This window comes from Aurantimonas endophytica, from assembly GCF_014196845.1.
In the GTDB taxonomy this organism is placed as follows: Bacteria; Pseudomonadota; Alphaproteobacteria; order Rhizobiales; family Rhizobiaceae; genus Aurantimonas; species Aurantimonas endophytica.
In genome coordinates this window covers 673,943-687,522 of sequence record NZ_JACIEM010000001.1, presented here as the reverse complement: position 1 = coordinate 687,522, position 13,580 = coordinate 673,943, and the positions used below count along the sequence as shown (strand labels likewise).

General features: G+C 65.2%; 15 protein-coding genes. 10 read left to right on the top strand and 5 right to left on the bottom strand.

Features of this window, described 5'->3' with window-relative positions; all coding sequences use genetic code 11:
* Positions 1 to 5: 5 nt before the first annotated feature.
* Complete coding sequence (locus GGR03_RS03475; protein ID WP_183206152.1) at positions 6 to 680, bottom strand: alpha/beta hydrolase; 675 nt, start codon at positions 678 to 680, stop codon at positions 6 to 8.
* 201 nt (positions 681 to 881) lie between these two features.
* Here GGR03_RS03475 and GGR03_RS03470 point away from each other — a divergent pair, with 201 nt between their 5' ends.
* The 10 genes from GGR03_RS03470 (at position 882) to GGR03_RS03425 (ending at position 9,186) form a co-directional block, all read left to right on the top strand.
* Entirely contained in the window at positions 882 to 2,072 is a 1,191-nt protein-coding gene (locus tag GGR03_RS03470) for a cysteine desulfurase family protein (protein ID WP_183206151.1), read from the top strand.
* A 140-nt stretch (positions 2,073 to 2,212) separates the two neighbouring features.
* Positions 2,213 to 3,736 (top strand): Fe-S cluster assembly protein SufB, encoded by a 1,524-nt coding sequence (sufB, locus tag GGR03_RS03465; RefSeq protein WP_183206150.1) that lies wholly within the window; start codon positions 2,213 to 2,215, stop codon positions 3,734 to 3,736.
* The gene (locus GGR03_RS24175; protein WP_183206149.1) at positions 3,733 to 4,050 is read left to right on the top strand and encodes an antibiotic biosynthesis monooxygenase family protein; all 318 of its coding nucleotides are present in this window, start codon (positions 3,733 to 3,735) and stop codon (positions 4,048 to 4,050) included. Before sufB ends, GGR03_RS24175 begins: the two co-directional genes overlap by 4 nt.
* Positions 4,051 to 4,064: 14 nt before the next feature.
* Complete coding sequence (gene sufC, locus GGR03_RS03455; RefSeq protein ID WP_183206148.1) at positions 4,065 to 4,820, top strand: Fe-S cluster assembly ATPase SufC; 756 nt, start codon at positions 4,065 to 4,067, stop codon at positions 4,818 to 4,820.
* A 2-nt stretch (positions 4,821 to 4,822) separates the two neighbouring features.
* Positions 4,823 to 6,064 carry a Fe-S cluster assembly protein SufD gene (sufD, locus tag GGR03_RS03450; RefSeq protein ID WP_183206147.1) on the top strand — a complete coding sequence of 414 codons (1,242 nt, stop codon included), beginning with the start codon at positions 4,823 to 4,825 and terminating at the stop codon, positions 6,062 to 6,064.
* A 91-nt stretch (positions 6,065 to 6,155) separates the two neighbouring features.
* Entirely contained in the window at positions 6,156 to 7,415 is a 1,260-nt protein-coding gene (locus GGR03_RS03445; RefSeq protein ID WP_183206146.1) for a cysteine desulfurase, read from the top strand.
* Between the two features lie 80 nt (positions 7,416 to 7,495).
* A complete protein-coding gene (locus GGR03_RS03440; protein ID WP_183207010.1) occupies positions 7,496 to 7,849 on the top strand; it encodes an SUF system Fe-S cluster assembly protein in 354 nt (117 codons plus the stop codon).
* A gap of 14 nt (positions 7,850 to 7,863) precedes the next feature.
* Positions 7,864 to 8,280, top strand: a complete 417-nt coding sequence (locus GGR03_RS03435; RefSeq protein ID WP_183206145.1) for a VOC family protein — start codon at positions 7,864 to 7,866, stop codon at positions 8,278 to 8,280.
* Positions 8,281 to 8,398: 118 nt separating this feature from the next.
* Complete coding sequence (sufA, locus tag GGR03_RS03430) at positions 8,399 to 8,776, top strand: Fe-S cluster assembly scaffold SufA (protein ID WP_183206144.1); 378 nt, start codon at positions 8,399 to 8,401, stop codon at positions 8,774 to 8,776.
* Positions 8,777 to 8,808: 32 nt separating this feature from the next.
* A complete protein-coding gene (locus tag GGR03_RS03425; RefSeq protein WP_183206143.1) occupies positions 8,809 to 9,186 on the top strand; it encodes a TfoX/Sxy family protein in 378 nt (125 codons plus the stop codon).
* 8 nt (positions 9,187 to 9,194) lie between these two features.
* Here the strand turns inward: GGR03_RS03425 and mazG are convergent, their stop codons facing one another.
* The 4 genes from mazG to metG all read right to left on the bottom strand — a co-directional run bounded on the left by mazG (position 9,195) and on the right by metG (position 13,528).
* Complete coding sequence (gene mazG / locus GGR03_RS03420) at positions 9,195 to 10,046, bottom strand: nucleoside triphosphate pyrophosphohydrolase (protein ID WP_183206142.1); 852 nt, start codon at positions 10,044 to 10,046, stop codon at positions 9,195 to 9,197.
* Between the two features lie 217 nt (positions 10,047 to 10,263).
* A complete protein-coding gene (locus GGR03_RS03415) occupies positions 10,264 to 11,073 on the bottom strand; it encodes an MBL fold metallo-hydrolase (protein ID WP_183206141.1) in 810 nt (269 codons plus the stop codon).
* Positions 11,074 to 11,180: 107 nt separating this feature from the next.
* The gene (locus tag GGR03_RS03410) at positions 11,181 to 11,981 is read right to left on the bottom strand and encodes a TatD family hydrolase (protein WP_183206140.1); all 801 of its coding nucleotides are present in this window, start codon (positions 11,979 to 11,981) and stop codon (positions 11,181 to 11,183) included.
* Positions 11,981 to 13,528 (bottom strand): methionine--tRNA ligase, encoded by a 1,548-nt coding sequence (gene metG / locus GGR03_RS03405; protein ID WP_183206139.1) that lies wholly within the window; start codon positions 13,526 to 13,528, stop codon positions 11,981 to 11,983. Before metG ends, GGR03_RS03410 begins: the two co-directional genes overlap by 1 nt.
* Positions 13,529 to 13,580 lie beyond the last annotated feature (52 nt).

The window sequence follows — 13,580 nt, the reverse complement described above, 5'->3', positions numbered from 1 at the left end:
CCGGGTCAGCGCAGGCGCTTCGGCCGCGGGTCCGACAGCTCGCCGGCGAGGCGCCGGTCCAGATAGTCGGAGCACTCCGCCATCAGCTGCTCGGTGTGGTCCGTGTAGAAGTGGTTGGCACCCTCCAGCGTCTTCTGGGTGATGATGATGCCCTTCTGGGTCTTCAGCTTGTCGACGAGGGTCTGCACGTCCTTCGGCGGGCCGACCTTGTCCTTGTCGCCATGGATGATCAGGCCCGAGGACGGGCAGGGCGCCAGGAACGAGAAGTCGTAGGAGTTGGGCTGCGGCGAGATCGACATGAAGCCCTCGATCTCCGGCCGGCGCATCAGAAGCTGCATGCCGATCCAGGCGCCGAACGAATAGCCGGCGACCCAGCACTGCTTGGAATCGGGATGCAGGCTCTGCACCCAGTCGAGCGCCGACGCCGCATCCGAGAGTTCGCCGCTGCCGTGGTCGAACTCGCCCTGGCTGCGGCCGATGCCGCGGAAATTGAACCGCAGCGTGGTGAAGCCGCGCTCCACGAACATGTAGAACAGCTGGTAGACGATCTGGTTGTTCATCGTCCCGCCGAACCGCGGGTGCGGATGCAGTACGATCGCGATGGGGGCGTTCTTCTCCTTGGCGGCCTGATAACGGCCTTCGAGGCGGCCGGCAGGGCCTGTGAAGATCACTTCGGGCATATTATTCTTCCTTGGCGAGCATCATTGCTCGGCGGGACGCTGCTTGACGCGGCCTAACTGGTCCCGTACAGTCCAGTTTAGAACGATTATAAACTACAGCGCGTCCTTGAAGGCGTCTTGTAGTCTGGCCGCTCGTGAAAATTCAAGAATTTTGCGCTGCTGCCTGTTGTTTCGGTTGATCAGACCCGCAAGAGAGAGCGCATGACCGCAGGTGAGCCGCGCCTCTATCTCGACTTCAATGCCGGCGCCCCGCTGCTGGCCGAAGCGCGCGCGGCCGCGATTGCGGCGCTGGATGCGGCAAACCCGTCTTCCGTCCATGTCGAAGGGCGGCGCGCACGCGCGCTCGTCGAGGACTCGCGCCGGGCCGTCGCACAGGCGGTCGGCGCGGTGCCGCGGAATGTCGTCTTCACCAGCAGTGCCACCGAGGCGGCAACGACGGCACTCTCGCCGCATTGGCTGATCGACGGGGTCGATACACGGATTTCGCAACTGGCCGTGCTGGATACCGATCATCCCTGCATCCGGGAAGGCGGGCAGTTTCCAACCGATGCCATGACGCGTCTTCCGGTCGATGCGAACGGCATCGTCGATCTCGGCGCGGTCAACGAATTCGCGGCGCGGTGCGACGCGGATCGGCCTGGACTGCTCGCTCTGACGCTGGGCAATTCCGAAACCGGCGTGATGCAGCCGATGGACGGTATTCGCGCCGCCCTTGCCGGGCAGAACGTGCGGCTCGTGGTTGATGCCGTTCAGGCACTCGGGCGGGTTCCTTTGGACATCGCCGAAACAGGCGCCGACGCGCTGCTCCTGTCGGGCCATAAGCTGGGCGCCCTGAAGGGCGTCGGGGCATTGATCCTGCAGGACGAATCGACCCGGCCGCTGCCGCTGCTGCGCGGCGGTGGCCAGGAAGGCGGCCGCCGGGCCGGCACCGAAGCGGTCACGGCGATCGTCAGTCTGGGCACCGCCATCCGGGTCGCCATGGCACGGCTCTCTGCCGAGCCCGATCGGCTGCGGGACCTGCGCGACCATCTGGAGGCGGTGATACGGCAGCGATTGCCTGATGCCTCCGTGCTGGGGGCCGGCGCCGAACGGCTGCCGAACACCGTTGGCCTGGCGTTGCCGGGGCTTCGCGCCGAGACGGCGCAGATGGCGCTCGACCTCGCCGGCATCGCGGTGTCGTCCGGTTCGGCCTGCTCCTCGGGCAAGGTCGGCCGCAGCCATGTCATCGAGGCGATGGTGGCCGGCGGCCTCGCCATCGCGGCGGACGAGGGTGCGTTGCGCGTCAGCTTCGGCTACGACACGAGCGAAGCCGAGCTCGACCGGTTCGTCGATGCCTATGTCGCTCTCGCCGGGAGACGGCGCGGGCAGGGGAGCCAGGATCGGGCGGCATGATGCCGCCAACTATGCGTGACGGTGCGACACCCTAAAAACACGGGTGCATCGTCGCTATGTACAGCGTCGCGGCGGGGCCTGCCTGGCCACGACCGCACCGACCACCGGACCTTGAATCCGGCGAGGATGGAGACTTACGAATGCCAGCAGTCCAGGAAACCATCGACCAGGTCCGACAGATCGACGTCGACCAGTACAAATACGGCTTCGAGACGCTGATCGAGATGGACGTCGCCCCGAAGGGGCTGAACGAGGACATCATCCGCCTGATCTCGGCCAAGAAGCGCGAGCCGGAATGGATGCTGGCATGGCGGCTGGAAGCCTTCGAGCGCTGGAAGACGATGGAGAGCCCGTCCTGGGCGCGCCTCGACTATCCGGAGATCGATTTCCAGGACATCCATTATTACGCGGCGCCGAAATCGATGTCCGGTCCCGCTTCGCTCGACGAGGTGGATCCCGAGATCCTGCGGACCTACGAGAAGCTCGGCATCCCGCTGCGCGAGCAGGAGATCCTTGCCGGCGTCGTAAAGGCGGCGCCTGCGCCGCGGTATGACGACGATGGCGAGCTGATGGCGCCCGTCGAGCACCGGGTCGCGGTCGACGCCGTGTTCGACTCGGTCTCCGTCGCGACGACCTTCAAGAAGGAGCTGCAGAAGGCCGGCGTGATCTTCATGCCGATCTCCGAGGCGATCCGCGAGCATCCCGAGCTGGTGAAGAAATATCTCGGCTCGGTCGTGCCGGTGTCGGACAATTTCTTCGCGACGATGAACTCGGCGGTCTTCACCGACGGGTCGTTCGTCTACGTGCCGAAGGGTGTTCGCTGCCCGATGGAGCTATCGACCTATTTCCGCATCAACGAGCGGAACACCGGCCAGTTCGAGCGGACGCTGATCATCGCCGACGAGGGGTCCTACGTCTCGTACCTAGAAGGCTGCACGGCGCCGCAGCGCGACGAGAACCAGCTGCATGCGGCGGTGGTCGAGCTGATCGCGCTGGACGACGCCGAGATCAAGTACTCGACGGTGCAGAACTGGTATCCGGGCGACAAGGAAGGCAAAGGCGGCATCTACAATTTCGTCACCAAAAGGGGTGACTGCCGCGGGAAGAACTCGCGGATCTCGTGGACGCAGGTCGAAACCGGCTCGGCGATCACGTGGAAGTACCCGTCCTGCATCCTGCGCGGCGACAATTCCCGCGGCGAGTTCTACTCGATCGCCGTATCCAACGGCCGCCAGCAGATCGACAGCGGCACCAAGATGATCCATCTCGGCAAGAACACCACCAGCCGGATCATCTCCAAGGGCATCTCGGCGGGCCAGTCGAACAACACCTATCGCGGCCAGGTCACCGCCAACCGCAAGGCCTCCAACGCCCGCAACTTCACCCAGTGCGATTCGCTGCTGATCGGCAACGACTGCGGCGCCCACACCGTGCCCTATATCGAGGCGCGCAACGCCACGGCGCAGTTCGAGCACGAGGCGACCACGTCGAAGATCTCCGACGACCAGCTGTTCTACTGCATGCAGCGGGGCATCCCGGAGGAGGAGGCGGTCGCTCTGATCGTCAACGGCTTCGTCAGGGACGTCATCCAGCAGCTGCCGATGGAGTTCGCCGTCGAGGCGCAGAAGCTGATCGGCATCAGCCTCGAGGGCTCGGTGGGATGATCAAGCGGATCTGGCATGGATATACGACGCCGGAGAACGCCGACACATACGAATCTCTCCTCCGCTCGGAGGTGATCAAAGGCATCGAAGGCAAGGCCATTCCCGGGTTCAGCCGCATCGAGGTGCTGCGTCGCCCGCTTGCCGACGAGGTCGAGTTCATCACCATCATGGAGTTCGATTCCATCGACAACGTGAAGGCCTTCGTCGGCGACGACCACGAACGCAGCTACGTCCCGGACGAGGCGAGGCGGGTCCTGAAACGGTACGACGAACGCTCCCAACACTACGAATTGCGCGATCTGCGCAGCTATTGATCGCAGGAACGAAAATGCTGGAAATCAAGAACCTTCACGCCCGCGTCGCCGACGAGGGCACCGAAATCCTCCGGGGCGTCGACCTGACGGTGGCCGCCGGCGAAGTCGCCGCGATCATGGGCCCCAACGGCTCGGGCAAGTCGACGCTCTCCTACATCATCGCCGGTCACGACGACTACGAGGTCACCGAGGGCGACATTCTCTACAACGGTCAGTCGATCCTGGAGATGGACCCGGCCGAGCGCGCCGCGACCGGCGTGTTCCTCGCCTTCCAGTATCCGCTGGAGATCCCGGGCGTGCCGACCATGACGTTCCTGAAGACCGCGCTCAACTCGCAGCGCAAGGCGCGCGGCGAGGGCGAACTGACGACCCCGGACTTCATCCGCCGGGTCAAGGCGGCCGCGGCCGAGCTTCATATCGACATGGCCATGCTGAAGCGGCCGCTGAACGTCGGCTTCTCCGGCGGCGAGAAGAAACGCGCCGAGATCCTGCAGATGGCACTGCTCGAGCCGAAGCTGAGCGTCATGGACGAGACCGATTCCGGCCTCGACATCGACGCGCTGAAGATCGTCGCCGACGGCGTCAACGCGCTGCGTTCGCCGGAGCGTGCCTTCCTGGTCATCACCCATTACCAGCGCCTGCTCGACTACATCGTGCCGGACACGGTGCACGTCCTCTACAAGGGCCGCATCATCCGCTCGGGTAGCAAGGACCTCGCACTGCAGTTGGAAAACGAAGGCTACAGCCAGATCATCGGCGAGGCTGCGTGACCATGACGGTTCATCAGCTGAGACCCCGGACAGCCGCCGAGTCGGCGCTGATCGAGAGTGCCGAAAGTGGCGCGGCCAGCGTCGCGTCGCAGGCGGCCACCGAGGCACTGCGCCGTGAAGGCCTGCCGCATCGCCGCATCGAGGCGTGGCACTATACCGACCTGCGTGGCCTGATGGGCCGGCAGGCCGAGACGGCCGTTCCGCCGGTCGCCGACGCATCGGGCGCGATCCTCGCGCCGTTGCTGGCGAACAGCCACGTCGTCGATTTCGACGCGCCGGAGGCGGGCCATGCGCTCAACGGCCTGACGGTGACCGCGTCGGCCGAGACGGCCGACTGGCAGACGACGCCGAACCATCTCGATCGCGGCCTTGACACGGTGCGGATGCTGAACGCCGCCTTCGGCGCGTCGGCAGTCGACATCTCCGTCGACAGTGGCGTGGCGCTTGCCGCGCCGGTGGAACTGCGGGCTCGGGCGGGCAGCCGCTCCCATGGCTTCGCGCGCTGCACGGTGGGTGCCGGGGCGACGGCGACGTTCGTGGAGCGGCTCGAAGGCGAGGGCGGTTCTGCGCCGTCCACCGGCGTGTCGCATCTCGAAATCCGTGCTGGTGCCCGGGTCACCTGGATCGTCGACCAGGAGAAGGGCGCAGCCGCAACCCATCTCGGCCAACTGAACGTCACTGTCGGCGAAGGCGCGCTGTTCACGCTCTTCGTCCTGAATGCCGGTGGTGCGCTGGTGCGCTACGAGGTGCATGCGGAGACGGCGGGCGAGGGCGCCGAGATCAAGATGCGCGGCATCAACCTGCTCGAGGCCGGCCAGCACATCGACGTCACCACGACGCTGCGCCACACCTTCGAGAACACCACGGCAACCGAGACCTTCCGCAACATCCTGACCGGCGGCCGCGGCGTCTTCCAGGGCATGATCAAGGTCGCCCGCGAGGCGCAGAAGACCGACGCAAAGATGGCGTGCAACACGCTGCTCCTCTCGGATGACGGCGAATTCCTGGCCAAGCCCGAGCTCGAGATCTTTGCCGACGACGTGCAGTGCGGCCACGGCGCGACGGCCGGCGAGATCAATGCCGACCACCTGTTCTACCTGATGTCGCGCGGTATCCCTGAGTCGATCGCGCGAGCGCTGCTGGTCAAGGCATTCGTCGCCGAAGTGGTGGAAGAGCTCGAGGACGAGGCGGTCGAGGATGCGCTGATGCAGCGCATCGACGCCTGGCTCGCCCGCAGTCATTGATCGGGTTACCGCCCGCGACACTGCGTGCGGGCCGCGAGGCCCCGCGCGGACTGGCGGCCAATGCCGCAGCCGCAACCGGAGTTCATCGACCATGAAGGCCGAAGCCATCGCCCGAGACAGCGCCGCCACCGTCGCCTACGACGTCGCGGCGGTGCGTCGCGACTTCCCGATCCTGTCGACGCAGGTCTACGGCAAGCCGCTCGTCTATCTCGACAGCGGCGCCTCCGCCCAGAAGCCGAAGGCAATGCTCGACGCCGTGCAGAAGGCCTATGCCGAGGATTACTCCAACGTCCATCGCGGCCTGCATTTCCTGTCGAACCGCGCCACCGAGGAATTCGAGGCGGCGCGCGGCAAGGTCGCCGCATTCCTCAACGCCCCGAGCCCGGATGAGATCGTCTTCACCCGCTCTGCGACCGAGGCGATCAATCTTGTCGCCTATGGCTATGGCATGCAGGAGATCGGCGAGGGCGACGAGATCGTGCTCACGATCATGGAGCACCACTCGAACATCATCCCGTGGCACTTCATCCGCGAGCGCAAGGGCGCCAAGCTGGTCTTCGTGCCCGTCGCCGACGACGGCTCGATCGACATCGCCGATTTCGAGCGGGCGATCACGCCGCGCACCAGGCTGATCGCCACCACCCACATGTCCAACGTGCTCGGCACGGTTGTCGACGTGAAGGCGGTCGCGGCGCTGGCGCATTCGAAGAACATCCCGGTTCTCGTCGACGGCAGCCAGGGCGCGGTGCACCTGCCGGTGGACGTCCAGGACCTCGACTGCGACTTCTACGTCTTCACCGGCCACAAGCTCTACGGGCCGACCGGCATCGGCGTGCTGTACGGCAAGCGAGAGATTCTGGATCGCATGCAGCCCTTCAATGGCGGCGGCGAGATGATCGTCGAGGTGACCGAAGAAATGGTTACCTACAACGCCCCGCCGCATCGCTTCGAGGCGGGGACGCCGCCGATCGTGCAGGCGATTGGCCTCGGCGCCTCGCTCGACTACGTCAATGGCATCGGCCGCGAGGCGATCGCCGCGCACGAGGAAAGCCTTCGCGACTATGCGCACGAACGGCTGCGGGCGGTGAACTCGCTGCGGATCTACGGCGAGGCGCCGGGGAAGGGTGCCATCGTCTCCTTCGACCTCGAAGGCATCCATGCACACGACGTGTCGATGGTGATCGATCGCGAGGGCGTCGCCGTGCGCGCCGGGACGCATTGCGCCCAGCCGCTCTTGAAGCGCTTCGGCGCGACTTCCACATGCCGGGCATCGTTTGGTATGTACAACACGCTCGACGAAATCGACCTTCTCGCCGAGGCGCTGGAGAAGGCACGGCGATTTTTCGCCTGAGGATGAATGGCATGACCGACGAAGCCGACACCAAGTTCGTAGCACCCATCGCCGAGGATACGGCCGCCGCCAACGTCGCCATGGCATCCGGCGCGCCGGCGACGGAATCCTCGATCCCGGCCGAGGAACTGACGCGGCTGACCGACGATATCGTCGGTGCGCTGAAGACGGTCTTCGACCCTGAAATTCCCGCCGACATCTACGAGCTTGGCCTAATCTACAAGATCGACATCGACGACGAGCGCAATGTCGACGTCGAGATGACCCTGACGGCCCCAGGCTGCCCGGTGGCCGGCGAAATGCCGATCTGGGTGGAGAACGCCGTCAGCTCGGTCGACGGCGTCGGACAGGTGAAGGTGGAACTGGTCTTCGACCCGCCCTGGACGCCGGAGCGCATGAGCGAGGAAGCCCAGGTCGCCGTCGGCTGGTACTGAGCCGGTCGACGACCATGGCACCGCCGCTCTCCGGGCTGCTCGAGACCTGTCTCTACGTCGACGACATGGAGCGCGCCAAGCGTTTCTACCGTGAGGTGCTGGGCCTTCCGACGCTTCTGGAGGAGGAACGTATCACCGTTTTCCGAATGCCGGACAACACGGTGCTGATCCTGTTTTCGCGCGGGTCGACGCTCGAACCAGTCGAAACGCCGGGCGGCGTCATCCCGCCGCATGACGGTAGCGGCCCCACCCATTTCGCTCTCGGCATCCCGGTTGACAGTGTCGACGCCTGGCGGCGCCACCTACGCGATTGCGAGATCGAGATCGAAAGCGAGGTCGCCTGGCCGAAGTGCAGGGGCCACAGCCTCTATTTTCGCGATCCGGACGGCCACGCGGCCGAACTGGCGACCCGCGAACTCTGGGTCCGCTGACCGCGGCACGGTCGTGTTACCCGAATCCCGAACGATCCGTCCGGCTTGCGACACCTCGCCGGACCACCCATCTTTCTGCTAACATCAGACGATCGCAGACCGCCGAAAGGATGCCGCCATGGGCCGCTTCACCGTCATGAGCATGACCGACAGTGCCGCCGACCGGGTGAAGGCGATCCTTGCTGCCCAGGGCGCGGACGCGCTCGGACTGCGCGTCGGCATCAAGAAGGGTGGCTGCGCCGGCATGGAATACACGATCGACCTCGCCAAGGAAGCCAAGCCGAACGAGGACGCGATCGAGCATGACGGTGCGCGGGTGTTCGTCGCGCCGGAGGCGGTGCTGTTCCTGCTCGGCACTGAGATGGATTACGAGGAGACGGTGCTGCGCTCCGGCTTCACCTTCCGCAACCCGAACCAGACGTCAGCCTGCGGCTGCGGCGAGTCCGTCGAACTGAAGCAGGCGGACCTCGCCGCGCTCGCCGGTCGCGGCGCCTGAGCCCCACTCGCCAGAGACGGTGACGAGGCCCGATGGACGAGGACTATCTGCACGATCTCTTCGCTTCGCTGGGCGATACCAGGATCCGGCGGATGTTCAGCGGGCAGGGCATCTATAGCGGCGAACGGATCGTGGCCATTGTCATCCGCGACGAACTTTATCTGAAGAGTGACGCGGAAACCGACGGTCTCTTCGAGGCGGTCGGGTCCGCGCGCTGGACCTATACGCGTCCCGGCCGAGCGCCCACGCGCATGCCATATTTCCGCATCCCTGACAGTGCTCTCGACGATCCCGACGAGGCGGCGCGGTGGATCGAAGTCGCCAATGCGGCTTCGCGGCGTGCGGCGGCAGCACCCAGGTCACGGTCTAAACGTGCCCGCAATGCCGTCGCAGACAGGGCTTCTTCCTAAAGCGCAGATCAGCCCGCCGTGCCGCTTGGCCGGGTCTTTGCCGCGATCCACAGTGCTTCCATTTCCTCGAGGCTCGCCGCCTGCAGCGAGCGGCCACTGGCGGCAAGCTCCGTCTCGATGAAGCCGAAGCGATCGCGGAACTTCAGCACGCAGCGGCGCAGCGCGACTTCCGGATCGATGCGGTGGAACCGGGCGAGATTGACGACGCTGAACAGGAGGTCGCCGAGCTCCGCCTCGCTGGCGTCGGCATCCCGTGCCGCGACCGCTTCGGCGAGTTCCGCCAGTTCCTCGTCGATCTTGGCGATGATCGGGCCGGCACTATCCCAGTCGAAGCCGATTTCGGCGGCCTGTTTCTGGACTTTCAGCGCCAGCGTCAGCGCCGGGAATGCCGTCGACACACCGTCGAGATGGCGGGCTCCCGTATCGGTCCCGGCATCGTTGGTAGGTGAGCCATTCGCCTGGCGAAGAGCGGCTTTCTCGGCGCGCTCTTCGGCCTTGATCCGCTCCCAATGCACCTGCGCGGATCCCGCCGAGCGCGCTTCGGCGTCGCCGAAGACCTGCGGATGGCGGCGGATCATCTTGCGCGTCACGCCGTCGACGACGTCGCCGAAATCGAAGCTGCCGGCCTCGGCGGCGAGCTGGGCGTGATAGACGACCTGCAGCAGGAGATCGCCGAGTTCCTCGCGCAGATCGACCATGTCGTCGCGCTCGATCGCGTCGGCGACCTCGTAGGCTTCCTCGACCGTGTACGGCGCGATCGTCGAGAAATCCTGCTCAAGGTCCCAGGGACAGCCGCTGGCCGGATCGCGCAACGCCGCCATGATCTCGATCAGCCGGGTGATTTCGCGAGAGGGAGTCATTCCGGGTCTCCTTGCGCCGACAGGCCGGTCTCCATAGCCCCGTTACCGGAAAGGGGGAAGGGATCGGCCGCGTAGGATCACGAGGGTGCGCCGCAGACCCGCACCAGCCACGGCCCCCACATATCAGAGTGGCATAAGATAGATTATGGAACCAATTATATTGACCAATGGGCGCAGCGGCTTGCAGCCCAGGCTTTATCCCGTCTCACCGCGGTCTTCATGCGATCATCTGCTCGATGACGAGCCCGTCATGCGCCGGACGGACATGCGGCGGAAGTTCGTCGCAGAGCGTCGCGTAGTCGAGCGGCGTGTGCATGTGGGTCAAGCTCGCCGCCTCGGCGCCGAAGCGCTCGATCCAGCCGAGGGCCTGGTCGACGGTCAGATGGCTCGGGTGCGGCTTGTACTGCAACGCGTCGATGACGATGTGCCGTACGCCCGCCAGCGCCGCGACCGCGGCGTCCGGAAAGTCGCTAACGTCACTGCAATAAGCCAGATCGCCGATCCTGAAGCCAAGTGAGTGGATCGAACCGTGCGCCATATGGATCGGCAGGACCCGCAAGGGCCCGCCGGCGCCGGTGATCTCGAACGGCCGCCCGCCTTCGATGCCAACATGATCGGCGATCGGCGGATAGTTGCTGCCGGCGGGCGTTTCGAAGCAATAGCGGAAGGCTTCGAAGACCCGGGCGTGCGTGGCTTCGTCCGAATAGACCGGAATGCGGGACCGCTGGACGAGCATGTAGCCGCGCAGATCGTCGATCCCGTGGATATGGTCGGCATGCGGATGCGTCAGCATCACGGCGTCGAGACGTGGTACGCTAGCCCGCAGCATCTGGGTCCGAAAATCCGGCCCGCAATCGATGGCGACTGTGGTTCTTCCGGTCGGGCTGATCCGCTCGATAAGCGCCGCGGCACGGCTGCGGACATTCCTGGGATTTGCCGGGTCGCAGGCGCCCCAGTCGCCATTGATGCGCGGGACACCGGGCGATGAAGCGCAGCCGAGGATCGTCAGGCGGAGAATATCGCTCAATGCTCTGATCCGGGCCTTAGGCGGCGTTCGCCAAGGCGTCGAACGGCGCCGTGGCAATCATGGCTTGAAGGCTGGTCACCACGTCCACCATCTCCCTTGATGACGGTCTATTGGCCACGCGGATCGGGTACCTTGCTGAACAGCGCGAAGAAATTGTCCGACGTCGTCCGGGCAATCTCCGCCAGGTCGACGCCCTTGGCCTGCGCCAGAACCTCGGCCGTATGCCGCACATAGGCCGGCTCGTTGCGCTTGCCGCGATACGGCGGCGGCGCGAGGTAAGGCGCATCCGTCTCCACCAGCAGGCGCTGCATCGGCACGTCCGCGGCGATCGCGCGGATCTCCTCGGAATTCTTGAAGGCGAGGATGCCGGAAAAGGAGACGTGACCGCCCAATGCGACGCCTGTTTCCGCGAGAGCCCGTCCCGCCGAGAAACAGTGCAGGATGAAGGGGAAGGCCCCCTTCCCGCTTTCATCTTCTAGGATGCGGATCATGTCGGTGTCGGCATCGCGCGAATGGATGACCAGCGGCAGGCCGGTCTCTCGGGCGGCAGTGATATGCGTGCGGAACACCTTCTCCTGCACGTCGCGCGGCGCCTTGTCGTAGAAATAGTCGAGCCCGGCCTCGCCGATCGCCACGATCTTCTCGTCCTGGCTCAGTCGCACCAGCGTCTCGACCGTCGTATCGGGCTCGATCGCGGCGTTGTGGGGATGCGTTCCGACGGACGCAAACACCTCGGCATGATCCCGGGTGATCGCCCTCAGCCGGTCGATCCGCGAGACATAGGTCGAGATTGTCACCATGAGCCCGACGCCTTCGGCGCGCGCGCGGGTCAGGACTGCGTCGCGTTCTGCCTCGAAATCCGGGAAATCCAGATGGCAGTGGCTGTCGACAAGGAACGGCAAGGCCATCACCCGGACTCTGGTTCCGGCTCGACGAAGCGCGGGAACACCGGCTGCGGCGCCGGCAACGGCATGTCGGCGCGAAGCGCCACGTCGGGAGTCAGTTCGGTGAAGCTGCGTTCATCCGCCTCGATGCCCAGGGCGTCCAGCAGCTTGCCGGCGCTCTCCGGCACGAAGGGCTGCAAGAGGATCGCAACGCGCCGGATCACCTCGGCCGTGACATAGAGCACGGTGCCCATACGGGCCGGGTCGGTCTTGCGCAGCGCCCACGGTTCCTGGCCTGCGAAATAGCGGTTGGCTTCGCTGACCACCGCGATGATCGCCGCGAGGACGGCGTGCAGTTCCTGCCGGTCGATGGCGACCCGGGCTTTCGCCAGCAGCTCCTTCGCGGCGTCGAGAATGGCGGTGTCGGCTTCGGTCAAATCACCCGGCACCGGGATCTTGCCGTCGCAGTTCTTGGCGATCATCGACAGCGACCGCTGGGCGAGATTGCCGAGATCGTTGGCGAGCTCGGAGTTGGTCCGGTTGACGATCGCCTCGTGCGAATAATTGCCGTCCTGGCCGAACGGCACCTCGCGCATCAGGAAATAGCGCAGCCGGTCGAGGCCGTAGACGTCGATCAGCGCGAACGGGTCGATGACGTTGCCGACCGATTTCGACATCTTCTCCCCGCGGTTGAACAGGAAGCCATGGGCGAAGACCCGGCGCGGCAGCGGTAGGCCTGCCGACATCAGGAACGCCGGCCAGTAGACGGTGTGGAAGCGGACGATGTCCTTGCCGATGACGTGCAGGTCGGCGGGCCAGAACGCCGAGCGCTCGCCCTCGCCGGGAAATCCCGTCGCCGTCAGATAGTTGGTGAGGGCGTCGACCCACACATACATCACATGCTTCTCGTCGCCCGGAACCGGAATGCCCCAGTCGAAGGTGGTGCGGGAGATCGACAGGTCGCGCAGGCCCGAGCGCACGAAGGAGAGCACTTCGTTGCGGCGCTCTGCGGGGCCGATGAAGTCCGGGTTGGCTTCGTAATGGGCGAGCAGCCGGTCCTGGAAGTCGGACAGCTTGAAGAAGTAGCTCTCTTCCTCGTTCCACTCGACCGGCGAGCCGAGCGGTTCGCGGCGGACGCCGTCCTCGCCTGCAATCGTCTCGGACTCATCGAAATAGGCTTCCTGGCGAACCGAGTACCAGCCCCGGTAATGGTCGAGATAAATGTCGCCGCTGGCTTCCATCCGTGCCCAGATCGCAGCCGACGCCTTCGCATGGCGCTCCTCGGTCGTACGGATGAAATCGTCGTTGGCGCAATTCAGCGCCGTCAGTAATCGCTGGAAAACTGCCGCATTCCGGTCCGCAAGCTCGAGCGGTGTGATGCCTTCCTTCTCTGCGGTCTGCTGCATCTTCTGGCCATGCTCGTCCGTCCCCGACAGGAAGAAGACGTCGTAGCCATCCAGTCGCTTGAAGCGCGCCAGGATGTCGGTCGCGATCATCGTGTAGGCATGGCCTATATGCGGCGCGCCGTTGGGATAGAAGATCGGTGTCGTCAGATAGAAGCGTTCGGCCATCGGGCTTTCAACGAATGCGGGAAAGGCAGGGTCACCCGCGGACATAGAGCAT